The sequence below is a fragment of the Micromonospora lacuserhaii genome (assembly GCF_036902735.1).
Taxonomy (GTDB): Bacteria; Actinomycetota; Actinomycetes; order Mycobacteriales; family Micromonosporaceae; genus Micromonospora.
Genome location: NZ_JBAKHO010000017.1, coordinates 1 through 23,972 on the forward strand (window position 1 = coordinate 1; position 23,972 = coordinate 23,972).

At 74.1% G+C, this 23,972-nt stretch carries 20 protein-coding genes; 10 read left to right on the top strand and 10 right to left on the bottom strand.

The window, feature by feature from the left end; translation table 11 throughout:
- The first annotated feature begins 180 nt into the window (after positions 1-180).
- Positions 181-975 carry a maleylpyruvate isomerase family mycothiol-dependent enzyme gene (locus V6U81_RS13915; RefSeq protein WP_334489075.1) on the top strand — a complete coding sequence of 265 codons (795 nt, stop codon included), beginning with the start codon at positions 181-183 and terminating at the stop codon, positions 973-975.
- 85 nt (positions 976-1,060) lie between these two features.
- On the top strand, positions 1,061-1,630 hold the full coding sequence (locus V6U81_RS13920) for a histidine phosphatase family protein (protein WP_334489078.1): 570 nt from the start codon (positions 1,061-1,063) through the stop codon (positions 1,628-1,630).
- A gap of 9 nt (positions 1,631-1,639) precedes the next feature.
- On the opposite strand, the gene V6U81_RS13925 is transcribed toward V6U81_RS13920, so the two are convergent.
- From V6U81_RS13925 to V6U81_RS13945, 5 genes are all read right to left on the bottom strand, one after another.
- A complete protein-coding gene (locus tag V6U81_RS13925) occupies positions 1,640-2,122 on the bottom strand; it encodes an Lrp/AsnC family transcriptional regulator (protein WP_334489081.1) in 483 nt (160 codons plus the stop codon).
- A 59-nt stretch (positions 2,123-2,181) separates the two neighbouring features.
- On the bottom strand, positions 2,182-2,397 hold the full coding sequence (locus tag V6U81_RS13930; RefSeq protein ID WP_334489084.1) for a DUF433 domain-containing protein: 216 nt from the start codon (positions 2,395-2,397) through the stop codon (positions 2,182-2,184).
- Positions 2,398-2,406: 9 nt separating this feature from the next.
- Positions 2,407-3,549 (bottom strand): acyl-CoA dehydrogenase family protein, encoded by a 1,143-nt coding sequence (locus V6U81_RS13935; protein WP_334489088.1) that lies wholly within the window; start codon positions 3,547-3,549, stop codon positions 2,407-2,409.
- Positions 3,546-4,661: a M24 family metallopeptidase gene (locus V6U81_RS13940; protein WP_334489090.1), complete on the bottom strand. Its 1,116-nt coding sequence runs from the start codon at positions 4,659-4,661 to the stop codon at positions 3,546-3,548. The genes V6U81_RS13935 and V6U81_RS13940 overlap by 4 nt, the downstream gene beginning before the upstream one ends.
- Positions 4,662-4,777: 116 nt before the next feature.
- Positions 4,778-6,241, bottom strand: a complete 1,464-nt coding sequence (locus tag V6U81_RS13945) for a hypothetical protein (RefSeq protein WP_334489093.1) — start codon at positions 6,239-6,241, stop codon at positions 4,778-4,780.
- 155 nt (positions 6,242-6,396) lie between these two features.
- Between V6U81_RS13945 and V6U81_RS13950 the strand changes: the two genes are divergently transcribed.
- On the top strand, positions 6,397-7,431 hold the full coding sequence (locus V6U81_RS13950; protein WP_334489096.1) for an aldo/keto reductase: 1,035 nt from the start codon (positions 6,397-6,399) through the stop codon (positions 7,429-7,431).
- Positions 7,432-7,513: 82 nt separating this feature from the next.
- On the opposite strand, the gene V6U81_RS13955 is transcribed toward V6U81_RS13950, so the two are convergent.
- Positions 7,514-11,962, bottom strand: a complete 4,449-nt coding sequence (locus V6U81_RS13955) for a hybrid sensor histidine kinase/response regulator (RefSeq protein ID WP_334489360.1) — start codon at positions 11,960-11,962, stop codon at positions 7,514-7,516.
- 324 nt (positions 11,963-12,286) lie between these two features.
- Here V6U81_RS13955 and V6U81_RS13960 point away from each other — a divergent pair, with 324 nt between their 5' ends.
- The gene (locus V6U81_RS13960; RefSeq protein ID WP_334489098.1) at positions 12,287-12,619 is read left to right on the top strand and encodes a cupin domain-containing protein; all 333 of its coding nucleotides are present in this window, start codon (positions 12,287-12,289) and stop codon (positions 12,617-12,619) included.
- On the opposite strand, the gene V6U81_RS13965 is transcribed toward V6U81_RS13960, so the two are convergent.
- Positions 12,603-13,517, bottom strand: a complete 915-nt coding sequence (locus tag V6U81_RS13965; protein ID WP_334489101.1) for a winged helix-turn-helix transcriptional regulator — start codon at positions 13,515-13,517, stop codon at positions 12,603-12,605. The genes V6U81_RS13960 and V6U81_RS13965 overlap by 17 nt on opposite strands.
- Before the next feature lie 44 nt (positions 13,518-13,561).
- Between V6U81_RS13965 and V6U81_RS13970 the strand changes: the two genes are divergently transcribed.
- Positions 13,562-14,869, top strand: coding sequence for an MFS transporter (locus V6U81_RS13970; RefSeq protein WP_334489104.1), 1,308 nt, complete (start codon positions 13,562-13,564; stop codon positions 14,867-14,869).
- Positions 14,870-14,946: 77 nt separating this feature from the next.
- Here the strand turns inward: V6U81_RS13970 and V6U81_RS13975 are convergent, their stop codons facing one another.
- On the bottom strand, positions 14,947-16,017 hold the full coding sequence (locus V6U81_RS13975) for a DUF4037 domain-containing protein (protein ID WP_334489107.1): 1,071 nt from the start codon (positions 16,015-16,017) through the stop codon (positions 14,947-14,949).
- Positions 16,018-16,099: 82 nt separating this feature from the next.
- On the opposite strand from V6U81_RS13975, the gene V6U81_RS13980 reads away from it, so the two are divergent.
- Both V6U81_RS13980 and V6U81_RS13985 read left to right on the top strand, forming a co-directional pair.
- On the top strand, positions 16,100-16,339 hold the full coding sequence (locus V6U81_RS13980) for a hypothetical protein (protein ID WP_334489110.1): 240 nt from the start codon (positions 16,100-16,102) through the stop codon (positions 16,337-16,339).
- 55 nt (positions 16,340-16,394) lie between these two features.
- The gene (locus tag V6U81_RS13985; protein WP_334489113.1) at positions 16,395-17,315 is read left to right on the top strand and encodes a 5'-3' exonuclease; all 921 of its coding nucleotides are present in this window, start codon (positions 16,395-16,397) and stop codon (positions 17,313-17,315) included.
- A 45-nt stretch (positions 17,316-17,360) separates the two neighbouring features.
- Here the strand turns inward: V6U81_RS13985 and V6U81_RS13990 are convergent, their stop codons facing one another.
- Both V6U81_RS13990 and V6U81_RS13995 read right to left on the bottom strand, forming a co-directional pair.
- Complete coding sequence (locus V6U81_RS13990) at positions 17,361-18,251, bottom strand: MHYT domain-containing protein (protein WP_334489115.1); 891 nt, start codon at positions 18,249-18,251, stop codon at positions 17,361-17,363.
- A 166-nt stretch (positions 18,252-18,417) separates the two neighbouring features.
- Positions 18,418-21,219: a DEAD/DEAH box helicase gene (locus V6U81_RS13995; protein ID WP_334489117.1), complete on the bottom strand. Its 2,802-nt coding sequence runs from the start codon at positions 21,217-21,219 to the stop codon at positions 18,418-18,420.
- Between the two features lie 86 nt (positions 21,220-21,305).
- On the opposite strand from V6U81_RS13995, the gene V6U81_RS14000 reads away from it, so the two are divergent.
- From V6U81_RS14000 to V6U81_RS14010, 3 genes are all read left to right on the top strand, one after another.
- Positions 21,306-22,070, top strand: coding sequence for an HAD family hydrolase (locus tag V6U81_RS14000; protein WP_420884020.1), 765 nt, complete (start codon positions 21,306-21,308; stop codon positions 22,068-22,070).
- An 80-nt stretch (positions 22,071-22,150) separates the two neighbouring features.
- Positions 22,151-22,840, top strand: a complete 690-nt coding sequence (locus tag V6U81_RS14005; protein ID WP_334489121.1) for a TetR/AcrR family transcriptional regulator — start codon at positions 22,151-22,153, stop codon at positions 22,838-22,840.
- A 121-nt stretch (positions 22,841-22,961) separates the two neighbouring features.
- Positions 22,962-23,963, top strand: coding sequence for an AraC-like ligand-binding domain-containing protein (locus V6U81_RS14010; protein WP_334489124.1), 1,002 nt, complete (start codon positions 22,962-22,964; stop codon positions 23,961-23,963).
- Positions 23,964-23,972 lie beyond the last annotated feature (9 nt).

The window sequence follows — 23,972 nt, forward strand, 5'->3', positions numbered from 1 at the left end:
GAACAACGGCATGCGCCGTCACCGGCCCCCACCACAACCCACTAACCCGTCACAAGACCCATATTTATGACCCAGCGTCATACCGCTCATCAGGAGATCCGCCCCGAAGGCCGCCGGGCCCGGCACATTCCGCTCCGTGCCCACCCCAGCACGCTGACGGATGCCGTGAACAGTTTCAGAATGAGGACACCGCGTCACCCGAGGGCGCTGCGGCTGATCGACGAACGATCGACCACCTTCCGCGCCGCGGTCGCCTCCGCGCCCAGCCTCGACGTGCAGGTGCCGACCTGCCCCGAGTGGACGCTGTTCGACCTGGCGCAGCACCTGGGCGAGGGACGCCGCTCCTGGGCCGCCACCATCGCCGCAGGGCCTACCGCCCCGGCGAAGTTCGCATCGGAGGGTCCGGCTGCGCCTCGGGAGCGCGAGGCCCTGCTGGCCTGGTTGGCCGCATCGACGCGGCAGCTACTGGACGCATTGCGGGAGGCCGGCCCGGATCGCGGGTGCTGGACGTGGTGGGGTGCGTCGCAGTCGCCGCAGACCTGCGCTGCCGTCGCCCGACACCAGCTCCAGGAGATCGCGGTGCACACCTACGACGCTCAGCTCACCCTGGGCGCCCCGCAGCCGCTGCCGGAGGAGGTGGCACTCGACGGTGTCGAGGAGTTCCTGTCCACCTGCTGCACCACGACGGCCGCCTGGCCGCACGAGCCCGCTGCCGTCGACTACCACGCCACCGAGGGCCGATCCTGGCGCAACTGGCTCTCCGCCGACGGCTCACGGGCCGCGCGCCTGCCCACACCCGGCACAATGCCCGCCACCGCCGCCCGCGAGGACCCGGACGCGGCCGACGCCGCCGCCCGAGGCACGGCCAGTGAGCTGGTCCTGGCCTTTTACGGCCGTATTCCGTTGGACTCCCTGAAGCTCGACGGCGACCGACGTCTCTTCGACCCGCTCATCGCCTGGGAACCCGATGAGTAGGACGTGACGATGCGCCACCTCGTGCGCCCGAGGGCGAAGGCACCACCTGCCGCCAGGGACCCCCGGGACCTGGTTGACTGGGCGGATGAGCGAGATCGTCCTGATCCGGCACGGCGAGACCACCTGGAGCGCCACCCATCGGCACACCTCGTACACCGACCTGGAACTCACCGCCGACGGGGAGCGGCAGGCCCGCGCGCTCGCCGGGGTGCTCGTCGGCCGGCGGTTCGCCCGGGTGCTCTCCAGCCCCCGGCTGCGGGCCCTTCGCACCGCGCAACTCGCCGGCCTGACCGTGGACGCCACCGACGACGACCTCGCCGAGTGGAACTACGGCTCCTACGAGGGCCGGACCACGGTGGACATCCACGCCGAGGACAATCCGAACTGGAACATCTGGATGGACGGCTGCCCCGGCGGCGAGTCGCCCGAGCAGGTGGCCGAGCGGGTCGACCGGCTGCTCGCCCGGATCACTCCGTTGCTGGCGCAGGGCAGCGTCGGCCTGGTCGGCCACGCGCACAGCCTGCGGGTGGTCGGCGCCCGATGGATCGGCCTGCCGCCCGCCGGCGGTGGCCGGCTACGGCTCGACACCGCCACGGTGAGCGTCCTCGGTTACGAGCACGGCCGGCAGGTCATCCTGCGCTGGAACGGCGGCTGAGCCCGCCGGTCAGGCGTCCCCGTTGCGAGAGCGGCGGACCGGCTCGCCGGCGGCGATCTTAGGCGGTCTCGACTCGTACGGGGTGGACAGCACCACGGTCGTGCGGGTGGTGACGTTCGCCGCCGTGCGGATCTCCTGCAGCACCCGCTCCAGGTCCGCCGGGCCGGCCACCCGCACCAGCAGCAGGTAGAAGTCCTCCCCCGCCACCGAGTAGCAGGAGTCGATCTCGGGCAGGTGGGCCAGCCGCTCCGGCGCGTCGTCCGGCTGCGACGGGTCGAACGGCCGGATCGCCACGAAGGCGGTCAGCGGCAGGTCCAGCGCCTCGAACGACACCCGCGCGGTGTAGCCGCTGATCACGCCGCGCTGCTCCAGCCGGCGGACCCGCTGGTGCACCGCGGAGACCGACAGCCCGACCTTCTCGGCCAGATCGGTGTACGACAGCCGGCCGTCAGCGGTCAGCGCGGCGACGATGGCCCGGTCGATCTCCTCCACGGCACGCAACCTACCCGGTCGAGCGCTCCCACGCGACGACGGTCCCGCCGGCGTGACGCTCAGCGGGCCGTGCGGTCGCGCACCGCGTCCGCGGCGAAGTTGAGCACCTCGGCCATGTCCTCCTCGTCTAGGAAGGGCAGGTCGGTGAGGATGTCCGTGACGGACATCCCCTCCGCCATCATCGCCAGCAGGGTCGCCACCGGGATCCGGGACTGCCGCACGCAGGGTGCGCCGCCCATCACCTCGGGGTCGACGGTGATCCGGGGGAACGTCACCGGGACAGGTTAGTCCCTGGCCAGCGCCCGGGAGATCACCAGCCGCTGGATCTGGTTGGTGCCCTCGACGATCTGGAGCACCTTCGCCTCCCGCATGTACCGCTCCACCGGGTGGTCGGCGACGTAGCCGGCCCCACCGAGCACCTGCACCGCGTCGGTGGTCACCCGCATCGCCACGTCGGTGGCGAAGAGCTTCGCCTTCGCCGCCTCGATGGAGTACGGCCGGCCGGCGTCGCGCAGCCGGGCGGCGGCCAGGGTCAGCGCCCGGGCGGCGGAGATCTGGGTGGCCGCGTCGGCCAGCCCGAACCCGAGGCCCTGGAAGTCGATGATCGCGCGACCGAACTGCCGCCGCTCCTTCGCGTAGCCGACCGCGTAGTCCAGCGCCGCCTGGGCCAGGCCGACCGCGCAGGCGGCGATGCCGAGCCGCCCCGAGTCCAGGGCGGACATGGCGATGGTGAAGCCCATCCCCTCCCCGCCGATCAGCCGGTCGGCGGGCACCCGGGCGTCGTCGAAGGCGATCTGCGCGACCGGGGAGGAGTGCAGGCCCATGGTCCGCTCGGCCGCCTGCGGGAGGATCCCGGGCGTGCCCCGGTCGGCCAGCAGGCAGGAGATGCCCTTCGGGCCGGGCTCACCGGTGCGGCAGAAGATGTTGTAGAAGTCGGCGACCCGGGCGTGGGTGATCCACGCCTTGGTGCCGGTGACCACGTACGCGTCGCCGTCGCGGACCGCCTTCGTGGTGAGCGAGGCGGCGTCGGAGCCGCCCTGCGGCTCGGAGAGGCAGTACGCCCCGAGCAGCTCCCCGCCGATCATGTCGGGCAGCAGCTTGCGCTGCTCGGCGCTGCCGAACTGGGCGACCGGGTAGCAGGACAGCGTGTGCACGCTGACCGCCTCGGCCACGGCGAGCCAGCGGCCGGCCAGGATCTCCAGCACCTGAAGGTAGACCTCGTACGGCTGGGCGGCGCCGCCGTGCTCCTCGGCGTACGGCAGGCCGAGCAGGCCGGCCCGGCCCAGGGTGCGCAGCACCTCGCGGGGGAACTCGGCGCGCTCCTCGAACTCGGCGGCCTTCGGGGCGAGCTCGCGGTCGGCGAGTTCGGTGGCGAGGTCCAGCAGGTCGTGGGCCTCGTCGGTGGGGAGGATCCGGTCGACAGTCATAGCGCGATGAGCTCCGTGGGGGTGGTGTTGAGCCGTCGGACGCCGTCCGTCGTGCAGACGACGATGTCCTCGATCCGGGCGCCGTGCCGCCCGGCGAGATAGATGCCCGGTTCGATCGAGAACGCCATGCCGGGCTCGAGCGGCCGGGGGTTGCCGGCCACCACGTACGGCTCCTCGTGCCCGTCCAGGCCGATGCCGTGGCCGGTGCGGTGCAGGAAGGCTTCCCCGTACCCGGCGGCGGTGATCGGCTCGCGGGCGGCGGCGTCGACCGCCTCGGCGGTGACGCCGGGCGCGACGGCGGCCACCGCGGCGAGCTGGGCCGCGTGCAGCACCGCGTAGTAGTCGGCGAACTCGGCCGGCGCGGGGCCGCCGGCGACGTAGGTGCGGGTGGAGTCGGAGCAGTAGCCCGACGGCATGGTGCCGCCGATGTCGACCACGACCGGCTCGCCGGCGCCGATGGGCCGGTCGGAGGTGCCGTGGTGGGGGCTGGCGCCGTTCGGGCCGGCGGCGACGATGACGAAGTCGACGGTCGCGTGGCCGGCGGCGCGGATGGCCGAGGCGATGTCGGTGGCGATCTCCGCCTCGGTTCGGCCGGGGCGCAGCCACTCCCCCATCCGGGCGTGCACCGCGTCGATCGCCGCGCCGGCCTCGGCGAGCGCCGCCACCTCGGCCGGGGACTTGCGGATCCGCAGCTCGCGCAGCACCTCCCCGGCGAGCCGCTGGGCGGCGCCGGGCAGCGCGGCGCGCAGGGCGAGTACCTGCTCGGCCCACATCCGGTCGGTCAGGCCGACGGCGGCGACCGGCCCGCCGAGGGCGGCGGTGACCAGCGGGTACGGGTCGCTGCCGTCGGTGTGGTCGACGATCCGGACGCCGGTGGCCGGGGCGGGGGACGCCTCGGCGGCGGGGCGCTCCAGGGCGGGCACGATCAGCGTCGCCTCGCCCTGCGCGGGCAGCACCAGGCAGGTCAGCCGCTCCCCCGCGTGGGCGTGGTAGCCGGTCAGGTAGCGCAGGTCCGAGCCGGGGGTGAGCAGGAGCGCGTCCAGGCCGGCGGCGGCGGTGGCGCGCTGCGCGGCGGCCAGCCGGTCGGCGGGGTACAGCTCGTCGGTTCCCACCCCGCCAGCTTAACGGTCGTTTGGGCGCCCACCCAGCCGGGCAGGTGCGCCCGACCCGAGCCGCGGCGGCTCCGGTGTGGTTGCGCCGGGGCCGTGCGGGCGCCCGCGCCACCCGGTCAGGCGCGGGCACCGCCCAGACCGAGCAGCACCGCGAGGCCGAGGGCGCTGCGCGGGGCGTACGGCACCCGCCAGAGCCCGCCGTGCGCGGCCGCGTACGCCTCGTCCTGCCAGGGGTGCGGCTGCGCCGGGCCGCCGCCGGTGCGCAGGTCGTGCACCAGCAGCGCGGCCATCAGCGTGTTGCTGGTGGCCGGATCGAACACCTCGATGCCGAACCGGTGCGCGCCGGCGTACGCGGCGGCCAGGGCCCGGTTGCGCAGCACCGAGCGGGTGCGGGTGGGCGGCGCGACGGTGAACGACACCGTCGACCCGGCGTCCCGGGCCACCGCGGCCCGCCAGCGCTGCAGCCGCTTGGCGAGGGCGTAGTTCGGCCCCTGCTGCGGGACCAGGCTGTCGTTGACGCCGGGGTCGGCGCCCGGCGGGTAGTTGCGGTGCAGCAGCCGGCCGCCGGAGGCGAGCCGCAGCGAGCGGCGTACCCAACCCCGGTCGGCGTAGCCCCGCTCGGCGTGCCGCACCGCATCGGCCGGGACGGCGAAGACGTCCGTGGGCGTGGCGAGGAACGCCAGCGCCAGGTCGTCGCGCTGCCGCTGAAGGTGGACCGTCAGCGCGTCGACGGCGGTGGCGACCCGCACGTTGGTCGCCCCGTCGGCGTAGACGTAGTTGCCGAGCACCAGCCGGCCGTCGACGCCGCCCAGCCAGTCGGCGACCTGCGGCAGGCGGTGCAGCAGGTCGGCCCCGGCGTGCGCGGCCAGCGCCGCGTCGTCGCCGGCGGTGCCGGGGCGCACCGGCAGCCGGAGCCGACCACCGTGCCGGCGGGCGGTCTGCAGGACGCGCCGCCACAGCTCCGGCCTCGGCAGGTCCACCGCGAGGACGTCGCCGCCCCAGCGGAGCAGCGACGGCAGCGGACCCATCTCCGCGCCCGCGCCCAGCACCACGACCTGTTGGTCGCGCAGGTCGAGCCAGTCCGGGTTGGCGAGTACCGCGCCGACCGCCTCGGCGCAGGACGGCTCGACCACGCCGGCGCCCACCCAGGCGTCGAGCCGCCGGCGCAGGTCGTCGCCGCGCAGCCGCTGGCCCCGGTACGGCAGCGACAGCTCCCGCTCGATCGGGCCGCCGCCGCTGACGGTGGCCGTCTCCAGCGGCTCGTGGTCGGTGGGGGCGGCGAAGACCTCGGCCAGCCCGGTCTCGCGCCCGTCCGCGCCGATCACGGTCATCCGGGAGTGCAGCGAGGCGAGTCCGTCCCGGGCGATGGTGAGCGCGGCGTCGCGGGAGAGCAGCCCCGCCTCGACGAGCCGGCGGAAGTGCGCCAGGTAGCCGTGCCGCCAGTTGGTCTCGTGCTCGGCCGCCCGGGCGCCGACCGGGTCGACCGCGCGCAGGGCGTCCGCGACGACGGCCCGGCCGACCGCGCTCGTGCTGCGTCCCTCACCGGTACGGGGGAACACCACCCCGCTCGGACCCTCCACGAGGACCACCCCTTCCCCGACTCGCCGCCGGGGCGCCCCGACCGCGGGTGCCACTCTGCCTCATACCGGGCTGACCTGCACCGCGGGCGGCGCTCGCCCTGCGCCCGGCGCGGCCCGGTGCGAGGATCGGCGCAGTCCACGACCGGAAGGAAACCATGCGCTACCGCACCCTCGGCGCCACCGGCACGGTGGTGTCGAACCTCTGCCTCGGCACGATGACCTTCGGCGCGGAGACCGACGAGGCGGGCAGCTTCGCCCAGCTGGACCGGTTCGTCGAGGCCGGCGGCACCTTCATCGACACCGCCGACGTCTACTCCACCGGCGTCTCCGAGGAGATCGTCGGCCGCTGGTTGCGCGGCCGGCCGGGCGTGCGCGACCGGGTGGTGCTGGCCACCAAGGGTCGCTTCCCGATGGGGCCGAGCCCGAACGACGCCGGCCTGTCCCGGGTGCACCTCACCCGCGCCCTGGAGGCCAGCCTGCGCCGGCTCGGCTTCGAGGCGGTCGACCTCTACCAGGCGCACGCCTGGGACCCGCTGACGCCGCTGCCGGAGACGCTGCGCTTCTTCGACGACGCGATCCGCGCCGGCAAGATCCGCTACGCCGGGGTCAGCAACTTCACCGGCTGGCAGCTGCAGAAGGCGGCCCTGCTGACCCAGCACCTCGGGCTCGCCCCGATCGTCACCCTGCAACCGCAGTACAACCTGCTGGTCCGGGAGATCGAGTTCGAGCTGGTGCCGGTCTGCGAGAACGAGGGCATCGGTATCCTGCCCTGGTCCCCGCTCGGCGGAGGCTGGCTGACCGGCAAGTACCGGCGGGACAGCCCGCCCACCGGGGCCACCCGGCTCGGCGAGGACCCGCAGCGCGGCGTCGAGGCGTACGCGGGGCGCAACGCCCAGGAGCGGACCTGGCGGGTGCTCGACGCGGTGCGCACCGTCGCCGACCAGCGTGGGGTCTCCATGTCGGCGGTGGCGCTGGCTTGGCTGGCCGACCGGCCCGCCGTCACCTCGGTCATCCTCGGCGCCCGCACCACCGACCAGCTCGACGACAACCTCACCGCCGCCGACCTGCGCCTGGACGAGGAGCAGTCCCGGCTGCTGGACACGGCCAGCGCCCCGGCGGTGGCCGACTACCCGTACGGCGAGGCGGGGGTGCGCCAGCGCGGCCGCGACCTGCCCGGCACGCCGGGCTGACCGGTCGGGGCGGAGCGCGCCGACGACGCGCTCCGCCCGGTCGTGGGTCGGCCCCGCCGGTCCCGGACCGCGGCCGTAGCCGTCAGCTGTCGAGCCAGCGGCGGATGCAGTGCAGGAGATCCTCGGCGTCGACCGGCTTGGTGACGTAGTCGCTGGCGCCGGAGGAGAGGCTCTTCTCCCGGTCGCCGTACATGGCCTTGGCGGTCACCGCGATGATGGGCAGGTCGGCGTAGCGGGGCATGGCGCGGATCGCGGCGGTCGCGGCGTAGCCGTCCATCTCCGGCATCATCACGTCCATCAGGACGAGGTCGATGTCGTCGTGGCGCATGAGCGTCTCGATGCCCTTGCGGCCGTCCTCGGCGTAGACGACGTCGATGCCGTGCAGCTCGAGGATGTTGGTCAGGGCGAACACGTTACGGGCGTCGTCGTCCACGACGAGGACCTTCCGGCCCGCCAGCGCCGTGGCGAAGGGTTCGCCGACGGACGGGAGGTCGACGGCCGCGGGAGCGAGCGGCACGACCCGGTCGGGGCTCTCCGCCGACAGATGCAGGGCGATGCGCTCGCGCAGGTCGTCGAGGCTGCGCAGGACCTCCAACGGCCGGTCCTGGGCGATGGTCCGCAGTAGGGTCTCCTGGCCGGCCGCCAGCGGCCGCCCGTGGTAGGCCAGCACGGGCACGCCGCGCAGCCCCGGGGTGTCGTCCAAGGCCTTGAACAGCGCGGTGCCGCTGTCGGCGGACGTGTCGAGGTCCAGCACCAGCAGGTGGTGGCGATGCGCGGTGAGTGCCTCGATCGCCGACGTGGCGTCCACCGCCGTCGACACGTCAGCCCCGTGGCCCGCCGGTCCCGCGGCGACACCCTGGGTCAGCATGGTGAGCAGCCCCTTGTCGTGGGGCTCCAGCACCAGCAGGCGCCGCTGCTCGGTACGCCGGGGCCCGTCCGGCTCGACCGCCGACAGTGCGACGGTGGCCGGTGGCGGCACGGTGTCGACCGCGAACGACGGACCGGCGTTGGCTGGCAGGTAGAGCGTGAACGTGCTGCCCTGCCCGAGGACGCTGCGCGCCGTGATCCGACCGCCCAGCAGGTGGGCGATCTCCCGGCTGATGGAGAGGCCCAGTCCGGTGCCGCCGTAACGGCGGCTGGTGGTGCCGTCGGCCTGCTGGAAGGCGTCGAAGATCGCGGTCAGGTGCTGCTCGGCGATGCCGATGCCGGTGTCGATGACCCGGAACGCGATGACGTCCTCCGCCGGCCCGACGCCGCCGGGGAGCTCGTCCGGGCGGGCCCGCTCGATGCGCAGCTGCACCCTGCCGTGCTCGGTGAACTTCACCGCGTTGGAGACCAGGTTGCGCAGCACCTGGCGGAGCCGCTGCTCGTCCGTGTGCAGCTGGGTGGGGACGTCCGGGCCGGTGACGATGTCCAGCTCCAGGCCTCGGGGCGTGGTCAACGGACGGAAGGTGGCGTCGACGTAGTCCCGCAGGACGGACAGCTCGAACGTCTCCGGGTTGATGTCCATCTTGCCGGCCTCGACCTTCGACAGGTCGAGGATGTCGTTGATGAGCTGGAGCAGATCGGTGCCGGCGGAGTGGATCACCGTCGCGTACTCGACCTGCTTGCCCGTCAGGTTGCGGTTCGGGTTCTGGGCCAGCAACTGGGCGAGGATGAGCAGCGAGTTCAGTGGGGTACGCAGCTCATGGCTCATGTTGGCGAGGAACTCGGACTTGTACTTCGAGGCGAGCGCGAGCTGCTGGGCCCGGGCCTCCAGCTCCTGACGGGCCTGCTCGATCTCGGAGTTCTTCGTCTCGATGTCGTGGTTCTGCCGAGCCAGCAGCGCCGCCTTCTCCTCCAGCTCCGCGTTGGAGCGCTGGAGCTCCTCCGAGCGGGCCTGCAGCTCCTCCGACCGGGCCTGCAGCTCAGCGGCGAGGCGCTGGGACTCGGTGAGCAGGACGTCGGTCCGGGCGTTGGCGACGATGGTGTTGACGTTGACGCCGATCGTCTCGGTGAGCTGGTCGAGGAAGTCGCGCTGCACCTCGGTGAAGCGGCTCATGCTGGCCAGCTCGATGACGCCGAGGACCTGGTCCTCGAAGAGGACCGGCAGCACCACCAGGTGCAGCGGCGCGGCGGCGCCGAGGCTGGAGGAGACGGTGACGTAGTCGGCCGGTACGGCGTCGACCACGATGGCCCGCTTGCTCACCGCGGCCTGCCCCACGAGGGAGTCGCCGAGGGCGTACCGGCGGCGGGCGGCGTCGTGGCCGTAGCCACCGACCACCCGCAGGGCGGCCCCCTCGGCGGTGTCGTCGACCAGCAGGAACGTGCCGAGCTGCGCCGACACCAGCGGGGCGAGTTCGTTCATCACCAGGCCGGCGACCACGTCGAGGTCGCGGTGACCCTGCATCAGCCCGGAGATGCGCGCCAGGTTGGTCTTGAGCCAGTCCTGTTCCTGGTTGGTGCGGGTCGTCTCGCGCAGCGACTCCACCATCGAGTTGATGTTGTCCTTGAGCTCACCGACCTCGCCCGGGGCGTCCACGGTGATCGACCGGGTCAGGTCTCCGGTGGCGACGGCGCTGGTCACCTCGGCGATCGCGCGCACCTGCCGGGTGAGGTTTCCGGCCAGCTCGTTGACGTTCTCGGTGAGCCGCTTCCAGGTACCCGAGACGCCCTCGACCTCGGCCTGACCGCCCAGGCGGCCCTCGCTGCCCACCTCCCGAGCGACCCGGGTGACCTCGGCGGCGAAGCTGGAGAGCTGGTCGACCATCGTGTTGATGGTGGTCTTCAGCTCGAGGATCTCGCCGCGCGCGTCGACGTCGATCTTCTTGGTCAGGTCGCCCTGCGCGACGGCGGTGGTGACCTGGGCGATGTTGCGGACCTGGCCGGTCAGGTTGTTGGCCATCGAGTTGACGTTGTCGGTCAGGTCCTTCCAGGTGCCCGCGACGTTGGGCACCCGGGCCTGTCCACCGAGCCGTCCCTCGGTGCCCACCTCGCGCGCCACCCGGGTCACCTCGTCGGCGAACGCGCCGAGCGTGCCGACCATCGTGTTGATGGTCTGGGCGAGGACGGCCACCTCGCCCTTGGCCTCCACGGTGATCTGCCGGCTCAGGTCGCCCTGCGCGACGGCGGTGGCGACCAGCGCGATCGAGCGCACCTGGTTGGTCAGGTTGTTGGCCATCTCGTTGACGTTGTCGGTCAGGTCCTTCCAGGTGCCACCGACGTTGAGCACCCGGGCCTGTCCACCGAGCCGCCCCTCGGTGCCCACCTCGCGCGCCACCCGGGTCACCTCGTCGGCGAACGCGGAGAGCTGGTCGACCATCGTGTTGATGGTCTCCTTCAGCGCCAGGATCTCCCCGCGGGCGTCGACCCGGATCTTCTGGGTCAGGTCGCCCTTGGCCACCGCGGTGGTCACCTCGGCGATGCTGCGGACCTGGGCGGTGAGGTTGTCGGCCATCACGTTGACCGACTCAGTGAGGTCCTTCCAGGTGCCGGAGACGCCCTTGACGTCGGCCTGGCCGCCGAGGCGCCCCTCGGTGCCGACCTCCCGGGCCACCCGGGTCACCTCGTCGGCGAACGACGACAGCTGGTCCACCATCGTGTTGATGGTGCTCTTCAGCTCCAGGATCTCCCCGTGGGCGGTGACGGTGATCTTCTGGGACAGGTCGCCCCGCGCCACGGCGGTGGCCACCTGGGCGATGCTGCGGACCTGGTCGGTGAGGTTGCCGGCCATCGAGTTGACCGAGTCGGTGAGGTCGCGCCAGGTGCCGGCGACGCCGCTGACCTGGGCCTGGCCGCCGAGCCGGCCGTCGGTGCCGACCTCCCGGGCCACCCGGGTGACCTCGTCGGCGAACGACGACAGCTGGTCCACCATCGTGTTGATGGTGCTCTTCAACTCCAGGATCTCGCCGCGCGCGTCGACGGTGATCTTCTGGGACAGGTCGCCCCGCGCCACGGCGGTGGTGACCTGGGCGATGTTGCGGACCTGACTCGTCAGGTTGCCGGCCATGAAGTTGACCGAGTCGGTGAGGTCTCGCCAGGTGCCGGCGACGCCGGGCACCTCGGCCTGGCCGCCGAGGCGCCCCTCGCTGCCCACCTCCCGGGCCACCCGGGTCACCTCGTCGGCGAACGACGACAGCTGGTCCACCATCGTGTTGATGGTGATCTTCAGTTCGAGGATCTCACCCCGCACGTCGACGGTGATCTTCTGCGACAGGTCGCCCCGGGCGACCGCGGTGGCGACCTCGGCGATGTCGCGGACCTGGTCGGTCAGGTTGCCGGCCATCGCGTTCACCGAGTCGGTGAGGTCCTTCCAGGTGCCCGAGACGCCGGGCACCTCGGCCTGGCCGCCCAACTGCCCCTCGGTGCCCACCTCCCGGGCCACCCGGGTCACCTCGGAGGTGAAGAGCGACAACTGATCGACCATGCCGTTGAAGACGGTGGCGATCTCGCCGAGCAGCCCGTCGGCGTCCTCCGGCAGCCGCGTGCCGAAGTCACCGTCGCGGACCGCCGTCAGGCCCGCCAGCAGCTGCCGCAGCCCCGGATCGGCCATCGGCGCGCTCGCACCGGTCGCCGGGGTACGCCGCTTCGCCGTCGTCTCGACCACCACAACCACCTATGCGTAGCAGCCGACGACGAGGCGCCGGCACAACATCAACCGCGCAAGTATGCACACGATGCGGATCTCCCGCAGCGCGGGCCGATCGTCCAGTGAGATGCGTCGGGGCCTGCGGAATCAGGCGTACGCGCCCGGCCGGGTGGCACGCCGCCGCTCACCGGAACGGGATGCCCGGCGCGGCTAGAGTTCGCCCTGTCCATGGTGCCCGCGGGCCGCGTACGGACCGGCGGTCGTCAGCGCCGACGGCAGGAGGACAGGATGGCGCAGCAGGCCACGATCACGCGTACGGAGCTGCAACGGGCGCACGCCTCGGTGCCGGGACGGCTGATCGTCCAGACGCTGTTCCAGATCCCGCTGGGTCAGGCGTCGGGGCGGCACCGCCACCCGGGCGAGGAGGTCGGCTACCTCATCCAGGGTGACGTGGCGATGGAGTTCGACGACCGCCCCACGCTGACCATCCACGCGGGCGAGCCGTTCCTGATCCCCCCGGGCGTCGTGCACAACGCCCGCAACATCGGCACCGTGGAGACGATGATGCTCTCCACGTACCTGGCCGACGAGGCTCAGCCGCTGGTCACGATGTGCGACTGACGGCCGGGTCGAGCGGCGTCGGGGCGGCACGGCGCCGGACCAGGTCGAGGATCTCGTCCACCGAACCGGCCGGGTCGGTCACCGGGAACTGCACGGCACGGACCTGGGCCTCCGGGTCGACCAGCAGGGTGAGCCGCTTGAACCGGTCCACCCCGCCGGCGCGGAAGGTGGGCAGGAGCAGCCCCGCGGCGAACCGCCCGTCCTGGTCGGACAGGAGCGGGTACGGCAGCTTGGCGTGCGCCACGAACTCCGCGAGCTGGTCCGGCCGCTGGGTGCTCACCCCGCGCACCTCCACGCCGGCGGCCGCGAAGAGCGGGTGGCGGTCGGCGTACGTGCGGGATTCGAGGGTGCAGCCGGCCGCACCGGGGATGTCGCCCCAGCCGGGGGGCAGGGCCTGCCCGCCGGGGGCGAACGCCCCGGGGAAGAGGTAGAGGACGGTCCACCGGCCGGGTACCGCGGGGTTCTCGGTGCCGCCGTCGTGGCGGCGGAGGGTGAGCGGGGGCAGTCGCCGGCCGACGAGCTGGTGCATCCGGCGGGCCTCGGCGGACGCTGCGTCGGCGGTGGCGGTCAGCTGGCCGTCGCCCATCACGTGCCGGGTGCCCCAGTCCTGCAGCGCGATGAGCACCGGCAGCAGGCCCTCACCCTTGGCGGTGAGCAGGTAGTCGTAGCGCGGCGGATGCCGCGAGTACGCCTCGCGGCGCAGCACCCCGTGCGCCACCAGTGCGGTCAGCCGTTCGGTCAGCGCCCGGCGGCTGACCCCGAGCTCGCGTTGCAGCGCGTCGAACCGGGTGGTGCCGCCGGCCACGTCCCGGACGATCAGGAACGTCCACCAGTCGCCGAGCACCCCGAGGGCCTGGGCGATACCGCAGTCGGCGTCGGAGAGATCGGCCCGCCTCACCTCGCACCTCCCGCCGCCCGGATCACTCGACTATAGTCCGTTCCATGCTGGAACTGACCCGATCGCGGACGGGGGTTGGCGGCCGAACGACCGCCGGGGAGGCGACCGGGGTGTTCTGGCGCTGGTGGACCGCCGGCACGACCAGCTCGGTCGGGTCGGCGGTCGGCGCGGTGGCGCTGCCGCTGACCGCGCTGACCGTGCTGGACGCGTCGGCCTTCGAGATGGGGCTGATCGCCGCCGCGAGCTACGTCGCCTGGCTGGTGATCGGGCTGCCGGCCGGCGTCATCGTGCAGCGCCTGCCGCTGCGCGGCGCCCAGGTCGGCGCCGACCTGGCCCGGGCGGTCGCGGTCGCATCCGTCCCGGTGGCCTGGTGGTGGGGGCGGCTGACCGTCGCCCAGTTGGTCGTCGTGGCGCTGGTGGTCAGCTTCGCCACCGTGCTGTTCGACGTCGCCAACTCCACCTTCCTGCCCGCCATCGTCGGCCGGGAGCAGCTGCACGCCCGCAACAGCCTCACCTCCGCCACGCACGCCGTCACCCAGCTCAGCGGCCCGTCCCTCGGCGGACTCGCCGTGCAGGCACTCGGTCCGGTGCCGACCGTGCTGGTGGACTCGGTCAGCTACCTCGTCTCCGCGACGCTGCTGCGCTCCCTGCCGGCCCGCCGGTCGGCGGTGCCCGAGCGATGGCCCCCGGTTCGCGAGATGATCGGCGAGGGCTGGCGGTACGTCACCCGCCACCGGATCATGGGCCCCACCATGTGGGCCGCGACCGCGGTGAACTTCGTCTGCGGCGCGCAGCTCGCGGTCTACCCGCTCTACCTGGTCCGGGAGCTGCACGCCCCGGCCGCCCTGGTCGGCGTGCTGCTGGCCGTGGAGGGCGTCGGCTCGCTGGTCGGCGCGGCCGCCACCCCGTGGATCACCCGCCGGTGGGGCACCGCCCGCTCGGTGCTGGTCGGCTGCGCGATCGCCACCGCCGGCGCGTTCGTCGTGCCGCTGGGTGCCGGCTGGGCGGCGTACCTGGCGTTCGCGGCCGGCAACGTGGTCTTCGCCGGCGGCGTGGTGGTGCTCAGCGTGACCACCCGCACCTACCGGCAGATCGCCAGCCCGCCGGAGCTGCTGGCCCGGGTGATGGCGACGGTCCGCTTCGTCTCCTGGGGCGCCATCCCGGTGGGCGGGCTGGTGGCCGGAACGCTGGCCGGGGTGGTCGGTCCCCGGGTCACCCTGCTGGTCTTCGCCGCGGCGGCGACGCTCGCACCGCTGGCGCTGATCCTCTCCCCCGTCCGCCGGCTGCGCGACCTCGCCGACGCGCCCGGCGACGACCCGGTGGGGCACCGGGCCGAACCGGCGGGACGGTGACCGCTTTCTCCCACCGCGCGTGGTCGACGGCCGACGGCTGACGGGTCGCTCGGCGCGGACCGCCGGGCGCCCGGCGGTCAGGCCGTCAGCGCCCCGACAACCCGACGGACCCGCTCCGGGTGGGCGAGGACGTCGACGCCGTCCACGTACTGGTCGATCGCGCCGAGCGGCGGGCGGGCGCGCAGAGCCCGGTCGCGGATCGCAGCCCGCAGCGCGTCGGCGAACCGGCCGGCGTCGAGCACCAGGAACGGCCGGGAGTGGAACGGACGCGCCGTCGGGTCGACCGGCGCGGCCAGCCCGGTGTCGTTGGTCCAGCCCGCCACGGTCGTCAGGGCCCGGACCAGCCCGGCCTGCCGGTCCGGCCAGCCGCCCGGGCCGAGGGCGTCGGCCAGCGCCCCCACCACCGGCGCCGCCGCCGGCAGCCCGGCGAAGACGGTGCCGAGCCACTTGTCGTACGGGGGCCAGCGGCGGTGCAGCAGCAGGCCCAGCCGCATCAGGTCACGGGCCAGCCCGGCGGCGACCACCCGGCTGCCCAGCTCGTCGCCGACCTCCGCGCACCGGCCGGCGAGGTGCTCGGCCTGCCCGACCCGGGCCCAACCGGCGGCCAGCACGTGCCGCCACACGTCGTCCGGGTACCAGGCCAGCCGGGCCCGGGCGGCGGTGAGCGCGCCGTCGAGGCCGTCGTGGAAGATCGCGCCGCCGGTCAGCTCGGCGAGCCGCTGGGTCGGGGTGGCCAGCCAGTCGTCGACCGTGACGCCGGCGGCCGGGTCGAAGCCCAGCCGGCCGCGCAGCCAGCCGGCGCGCTCGTCGACCGTGACCCCGTGCCGCTCCCCGGCGGCGTCGGCCACGCCCAGCCGGGTGTCCGGGCCGCCGGCGAAGCGGGTCGGCCAGCCGAGGAACTCCGGCGGCAGGTCGGCGTCGAGGACGGCGCGGACCGCCGCGACGTCGCCGGGCTCGCCGACGAGGAGCTGCACGCGGGGACCCCAGTCGTGGTCGGCGGAGCGCGCGGTGTCCAGGCCGAGCAGCTCCGAGCCGCCGTCGAGCAGCGCGGCGGCGTACCGCAGGCCGGGCAGCCGTCGGCCGAGCAGCGGCGCGACCACCTCGTCGTGGAAGCGGCGGGCCAGCGTCAACCCGGGTACGAACGCCATCCCGGCAGTCTGCCCTCCGCGACCCGGCCGGCCCACCCGTTATCGACTCCGGCCCGGGTCGCCGCCGATAGCCTTGAAGCCGGTGGGTGACGGGAGGACGACGGTGGCGGTGGACCGGGCGGTGCTGCGGCGACGCCGGCTGCTCGGCGCCGGCATCCTCGCCCTGGTCGGGCTGGCCCTGCTCGCGCTCGGCCTCACCGTCGCCAACGGTCCGCTCGCCGGGGTCGAGGTGGTGGTCGCGATCGTGCTGCTGGTGGCGAGCTACGCCGTGCAGTGGCTGGCCCGGCGCGAGACGCTCTACCGGCACGGCGACGAGGGTTGAACCGACCGGTCCCGGCGTCCCCCGTGTCGTCGTAGGGCTGTGCCAGGCTGTCCGGGTGGCAGACCAATCCCCGATCCTGCTGATCGACGCGCCCAGCCTCTACTTCCGGGCCTACTTCGGCATTCCCGAGTCGGCCGCGAGGGATGCCGACGGCCAGCCGGTCAACGCCGTCCGCGGCTTCCTCGACATGCTCGCCCAGCTCGTCCGCACCCGCCGGCCGGACCGGATGGTCTGCGCGCTGGACCACGACTGGCGGCCGGCATGGCGGGTGGAGCTGCTGCCGTCGTACAAGGCGCACCGGGTGGCGCCGGAGGGTGGCGAGGAGGTGCCGGACACCCTCTCCCCGCAGGTGCCGGTGATCCTGGAAGTTCTCGAGGCGATCGGGATCACCGCGACCGGCGCGACCGGCTACGAGGCCGACGACGTGCTCGGCACGCTGTCGGTGACCCAGCCCGGCCCGGTGGAGGTGGTCTCCGGCGACCGGGATCTGTTCCAGCTGGTCGACGACGCCCGCCGGGTGCGGCTGCTCTACATCGGGCGCGGGGTGGCCAAGCTGGAGGACTGCGACGACGCGGCGGTGCGGGCCCGCTACGGCGTCCCCGCCGACCGGTACGCCGACTTCGCGGCGCTGCGCGGCGACCCCAGCGACGGGCTGCCCGGGGTGCCCGGGGTGGGCGAGAAGACCGCCGCCCGGCTGATCGACCGGTACGGCGGACTGCCCGGCATCCTGGCCGCGCTGGACGACCCCGCGTCGGGCTTCGCCCCCGGGCTGCGCGCCAAGCTGCTCGGGGCGCGGGACTACCTGGCGGTCGCGCCGAAGGTGGTCGAGGTGGCCCGGGACGTACCGCTGCCGGAGCTGCCCACCGCGCTGCCGCACGCGCCGGCGGACCCGGAGCGGCTGCTGGCGCTGGCGCAGCGGTGGAACCTGGCCGGTTCCTGCCGGCGGCTGGTGGACGCGCTCGCCGTCCGTTCCTGATCACCCGCGGGTACGCCGACCACCGCCCCTCGCCACGCACGCGGGTCAGCGCCGGGGGGTGTCCGCACTCCGGCGGGACGGGAACGGGGTGCCCGGCTGCCCCAGGGTGCCCCGGCCGCGCAGGCCCACCGGGTCCGGGGTCGGCTCCGGCGTGACCGTCGCCGGCACTCCGGCGGCCCGGCCGTCCAGGTACGCCGCCCCGGCGAGGTCGTCCTCGGTGGGCGCGGCGAGCAGGGCGTAGACCAGACCCACCACCACGAAGATCACCGCGAGGACGATCGGCACCAGCAGGGTGCTGACCCCGGCGCCGGCCAGCTCACCGCGCTGGTCGTGCAGGTGCACCGAGAGCGCGCTCATGCCGGTGAAGTGCATGCCGTTGACCGCGATCCCCATCAGCAGCGCGGACGCGGCGATGGCGAGCCCCCGGCGCACGGTCATCGCCAGCCAGAGCGCCACCGTGGCGGCGACGATCGCGACGAGCACCGAGAGGGCGACCCGGGCGCCGTCGTAGTCCAGGTCGCCGTCCAGCCGCATGGCGGCCATGCCGGTGTAGTGCATCGCGGCGACGCCCGCGCCGGTGAACACGCCCCCGACGAGCACCCGCGCCGCGTTGAGCCGGCCGGTGCCGACGATGGACAGGCCGATGCCGACCGCCACCACGGCGATGACCGTGCTGGCCACGGTGAGCGGCACGTCGTACCGGATCCGGGTGCCGTCCACGGCGAAGCCGAGCATCGCCATGAAGTGCATCGCCCAGATCGCGGTCCCGCCGATCGCCCAGGCCGCGAGCAGGCCCCACCAGATCCGCTGGCCCGAGGTGGACGCGGTGCGGATCCGGCCGGCGCAGACCAGACCGAGGGACGAGCCGAGCACGGACAGCGCGTAGCTCAGCGCCGGCGTGATCCACCCGTACTCAAAGTGATTGATTTCCGCCACGACGGCTATTCCCCCCACTCGTTACCGGCGCGTAGAAACCGCGCCGCAGCAATGATCAGGGAGGCCCGGAGCAGGCACGACAGCACCCCCCACAGTGTTCGGTGGGTGCTGTCGTGGTGACGGTGCGATGCGTCGATTGACCGCTGGCGGTGACCGAAAGTGACGGTCAGGCAGAGGTGTGGTAGGCCAGCACGCCCCGGTTGACCGCGGCGATCGCCTGTCGCGCGGTGGCCCGCAGCTCGGTCGACGCGCCGCCGGAGTCGGCGAGCTGACCGAGCAGGTCGACCACCTGCCGGGACCAGCGGACGAAGTCCCCGGCCGGCATCTCGCCGTCGATCTCGTGCCCGCTCGCCAGCACCTTGGCCAGCGCCTCGCCCCGGGCCCACCGGTAGATCGGCCAGGCGAAGCCGAGGTCCGGTTCCCGGGTGACGGCGAGGCCCCGGTTGGCCTCGTCGGCCTCGATGTCGCCCCAGAGCTTCAGGGTCTCGTCGACCGCGTCGGCGACCGGGCCGCGCGGCAGCGACGCCCGCTCGTCGACGTCGCGGCGGGCCTCGAAGACCACCACCGAGACCGCGGCGGCCAGCTCGGACGGGGAGAGCCCGTCCCAGACGCCCCGGCGCAGGCACTCGGCGACCAGCAGGTCCGCCTCGGTCCAGATCCGGCCGAGCATCCGGCCGGCGTCGGTCACCGTGCCGTCGGCGGCCAGGTAGCCCCGGGCGGTGAGCAGCGCCACGATCCGATCGAAGGTGCGGGCCAGCGAGCCGGTCCGCCCGGACACCCGCTGCCGCAGCTCCTCGGTGTCGTTCTCCAGCCGGCGCCGCCGCTCGGCCCAGCGGGCGTGCTCCTCCCGCTCCGCGCAGCCGTGGCACGGGTGGTTGCGAAGCTCGGTGCGGAGCTGGCTGAGCCGGTGGTCCTCGCCGGCGGCCTGCCGGCTCCGGCCGCCGCGCCGCCCGCCGTGCCGGTCCAGACCGGTCCCGCTGACCTCGGCGGCGAGGTCCCGCCGGGCGCCGGGCGAGCGGTGGTTGAAGTGCTTCGGCACCCGGATCCGGGCCAGCACCTCCGCCGGGGTGGTGAAGTCGCCCGGGCTGACCCGCCCGGCCCAGCGGTCCTGGGTGAGCACCAGCGGGCGGGGCTCGCCGAAACCGCCGGTGGCCGGGTCGAGGACCACGGCCAGGCCGGCGCGGCGCCCGGACGGCACCCGGATCACGTCGCCGACCCGCAGCCGTTCCAGCGACGCCACCGCGGCGGCCTTGCGCTGGGTCTGCCCCTGCCGGGCGATGGCCCGCTCCCGGTCGGCGATGGCCACCCGCAGGCCGAAGTACTCGTCGAAGTCGCCGTGGTGGCAGGCCGACTCGGCGGCGTACGCCTCGATGGTCTCGGTGTTGCGCTGCACCTGCCGGGCCAGGCCGACCACCGACCGGTCCGCCTGGAACTGCGCGAACGACGACTCCAGCAGCGCCCGGGCCGGCTCCGCGCCGACCGTGCCGACCAGGTTGACCGCCATGTTGTACGACGGCCGGAAGCTGGACCGCAGCGGGTAGGTGCGGGTGGAGGCGAGCCCGGCCACGTGCCGCGGGTCGGTCTCCGGCGACCAGACCACCACGGCGTGCCCCTCGACGTCGATGCCCCGTCGCCCGGCCCGGCCGGTGAGCTGGGTGTACTCCCCCGGGGTCAGGTCGACGTGCGCCTCGCCGTTGTACTTGACCAGCCGTTCGAGCACCACGCAGCGGGCCGGCATGTTGATGCCCAGCGCCAGCGTCTCGGTGGCGAAGACCGCCTTGACCAGGCCGCGGACGAAGAGCTCCTCGACGACCTCCTTGAACACCGGCAGCATCCCGGCGTGGTGGGCGGCCAGGCCGCGCTCCAGCCCGTCGAGCCACTCCCAGTAGCCGAGCACGGTCAAATCCTCGCCGGGGATGGCGGTGACCTTGCTCTCCACCACCTGGCGGATCTCCGCGCGCTCCTCCGCGGAGGTGAGCCGCAGGCCGGCGGCGAGGCACTGCTGCACGGCGGCGGCGCAGCCGGCCCGGCTGAAGATGAACAGGATCGCCGGGAGCAGCCCCTCCCGGTCCAGCCGGTCGACGATGTCCGGCCGCATCGGGCCGCGCCAGCGCGGGCCGCGCCGCCCGCTGCCGGGGCCGGCGCTGCGCCCCTCGCCCAGTTCCAGCCGGCGCATCGTGTCCCGGGTGTAACGCAGTAGCTCCGGGTGCACGTCGTGCTTGCGGGCCGCGTCGGCGTCGTGGAACAGGTCGAACATCCGCTTGCCGACCAGCATGTGCTGCCAGAGCGGCACCGGCCGGTGCTCGCTGACCACCACGGCGGTCTCGCCGCGCACGGTGACCAGCCAGTCGGCGAACTCTTCGGCGTTGGACACGGTCGCCGACAGCGAGACCAGGGTGACCGAGGCGGGCAGGTGGATGATCACCTCTTCCCAGACCCCGCCGCGGAACCGGTCGGCGAGGTAGTGAACCTCGTCCATCACCACGTAGGCGAGGCCCCGCAGGGTGCTGGAACCGGCGTAGAGCATGTTGCGCAGCACCTCGGTGGTCATCACCACCACCGGGGCGTCGCCGTTGATCGCGTTGTCGCCGGTGAGCAGGCCGACCTGGTCGGCGCCGTACCGGTCGACCAGGTCGTGGTACTTCTGGTTCGACAGCGCCTTGATCGGGGTCGTGTAGAAGCACTTGCGCCGGGTGGTCGGGCCCGCGGCGCCGTCGGCCGCCGTCGGCTCGCCGGGCGTCCCGCGCAGGGCCAGGTGTACGGCGAACTCGCCGACCACGGTCTTGCCGGCACCGGTCGGGGCGCAGACCAGGACGCCACTGCCCCGCTCCAGGGACTGGCACGCCTCCCGCTGGAAGTCGTCGAGATCGAACCCCAGATCGGAGGCGAACTCGTCCAGCGCCGGGAACTGTGAGGCCTGCGCGGCCCGGCGGCGCGCCGCGGCGTACCGCTCGGCGGGGCTCGACATGTCTCCAAGATTAGTTGGTACCGCCGACGAACACCGGCCAAGGCCGTCCGGCAGGGCGGTCGGAGGGGATCGGTAGGGTGCACGACGTGCCGGATCATGCCGAACCGACCGATGCCCCGCGCGGCGCCGACGACGCCGTCCGCCCGGGCGCGTCCCGACGCCCCGTGGAGGCGGTTCTCTTCGACTTCCACGGCACCCTCGCCCAGGTGGAGGAGCCCCGCGACTGGGTGCTGGCCGCCGCGGCGGCGTGCGGGGTGGAGCTGGATCGGGTGCGGGCCACCGCGCTGGCCGACCGGCTGCTGACCGCGGGCCGGGCCGGCGGGCCGCTGCCCGCGCGGGTGCCGCCCCGGCTGGCCGAGCTCTGGGCCGACCGGGATCTCTACGAGCACGCCCACCGGGGGGCCTACACCGGGCTGGCCGAGACGGTGGACGCCGGCATCGACGGTTTCGCCGAGGCGCTCTACGAGCGGGTGCTGGTCCCGGAGGGCTGGGTGCCCTACCCGGACACCCCGGCCACCCTGACGGCGCTGCGCGAGCGCGGGGTACGGGTGGCGGTGGTGAGCAACATCGGCTTCGACATCCGGCCGCTCTTCGCCGCCTGGGGGCTCGACGGGCTGGTCGACGCGTACGCCCTGTCGTACGAGGTGGGGCGCTGCAAGCCGGATCCGGGGATCTTCCTGCGGGCGTGCGGGATGGTGGGCGTGGATCCGGAGCGCGCGCTGATGGTCGGCGACACCCCGGCCGACGCCGGCGCGGTACGGGCGGGGTGCGCGGTGCTGGTGCTGCCCTGCGCGGAGCCGGGGCGGGCCAACGGCCTGGGCGCGGTGCTCGACCTCGCCCTGCCCTCCTGAGCAGCCCTTATCACCGCTAACGCGATCTTGTTGCTCGCGTTACTGCACGCCGCTAACAGCCGGAGGTTATCGTCGTTGTCGTGACGGACACGTCGTCCCGGGACCGGATCGTGCGCGCCGCCGCCGCCCTGCTCGCCGAGGGCGGCCGGGCGGCGGTCACCACCCGGGCGGTGGTGCGGACCGCGGGCGTGCAGGCCCCGACCATCTACCGCCAGTTCGGCGACATGGCCGGGCTGCTCGACGCCGCGGCCAGCTACGGCTTCGCCGCGTACCTGCACGCCGAGGCGGCGCGCGAGCCGGCCGACGACCCGGTGGACGCCCTGCGTCGCGGCTGGGACCTGCACGTCGGCTTCGGGGTGGCGAACCCGGCCTTCCACGCCCTGATGTACGGCGACCCGCGCCCGGGCGTCCGACCCACCGCCGCCCGGGTGGCCGCCGACATCTTCGGCCAGCTCGTCGCGCGGGTCGCCGAGGCGGGCCGGCTGCGGGTCGGCGTCGACCGGGCCGCCGAGATGGTGCACGCGGCGAGCTGCGGGGTCGCCCTCACCCTGATCCAGGGCGGCGACCCGGGCCTCTCCCCCGCCACCCGGGAGGCGGTGCTCGCCGCCGTCTGCGCCGACAGCCCGGCCGCCCGCGCCGTCCGCCCGCCGGACCGGGCGGTCCGGCACGCCGTGGCGCTCCGCACGGCCCTGCCCGAGCTGACCGGTGACCTGACCGCCGCCGAGCGGGCGCTGCTCGCCGAGTGGCTGGACCGGCTCAACGGGGCGTAGTCCACCGCCCGCCCGGCCCGCCCACCCGGATCCCTTTCCGGTCGAAACGCTTGACGAGGTGTCGTAGCATGCGTTCTCCACCGCAAGCGGTCACCGGGAGGACGCGATCCTGCCACGTCAGGTGCTCGACACCGCGCTCGTCCCCGAGGCCGACCGTTTCGACCGGTGGATGGACTTCGCCGTCGGCGACAACCCGATGAGCATCGCCGTCGACGCGGACGGGCCGTTCGACGCCTTCGCGCAGCTGATCGACCTCGGCGGGGTGCACCTCACCTCGTTCCGGTACCCCACGCTGCGACTGAAGCGGACCGCCCGGCAGATCCGGCAGGCCGACCCGGGGCTGTTCCAACTCGCCCTCCCGATCGCCGGTTTCAGCGCGATCAGCCAGGCCCGCAACACCGCCAGCATCGAGCGGACCGGGTTCACGTTCTTCGACACCTCCCGGCCGTACGAGGCGGAGCACCGGGCGGGCGACGCCCGGCCGACGTCGACGATCTGCCTCAACATTCCCCATCACCTGCTGCCCCTGCCCGCCGCCACGGTGAACCGGCTGCTGGCCACCGCGATGCCGGCCGACCGCGGGATGGGTGTGCTGCTGGCGCAGTTCCTCCGGCAGGTGGTCGGGCACCCCGACCAGTACGGGCCGGACGACGTCGCACAGCTCGGCAGGACCGGCCTCGATCTGGTGAGCGCCATCCTGGCCCGCCATGCCGACGCCGAGCGCGAGCTGACACCCGACACCCGCCACCGTGCGACCCGGCTGCGGATCGAGGCCTTCATCGAGCGGCATCTCGCGGACCCCGCGCTCGACCCCCGCGCGGTCGCCGCCGCCCACCACGTGTCCCTGCGGACCCTGCACCGCCTCTTCGCCGACGACGACGAGACCGTCGCCCAGTCCATCCGCCGGCGTCGCCTCGAACGCTGCCGGCGCGACCTGCGCAATCCGCTGTTGGCGGGCCAGCCGATCCAGGTCGTCGCCGCCCGCTGGGGCTTCCCCGACCCGGCCCACTTCAGCCGAAGCTTCCGCGCCGCGTACGGCGTCTCCGCGCGGGACTACCGCGCGGGAGCGGCGCCCGCCACCGTGCCGGATGCCGGCCGGAGCCCGGATCGGGCGGCGGGCTAGCGTCGCCGC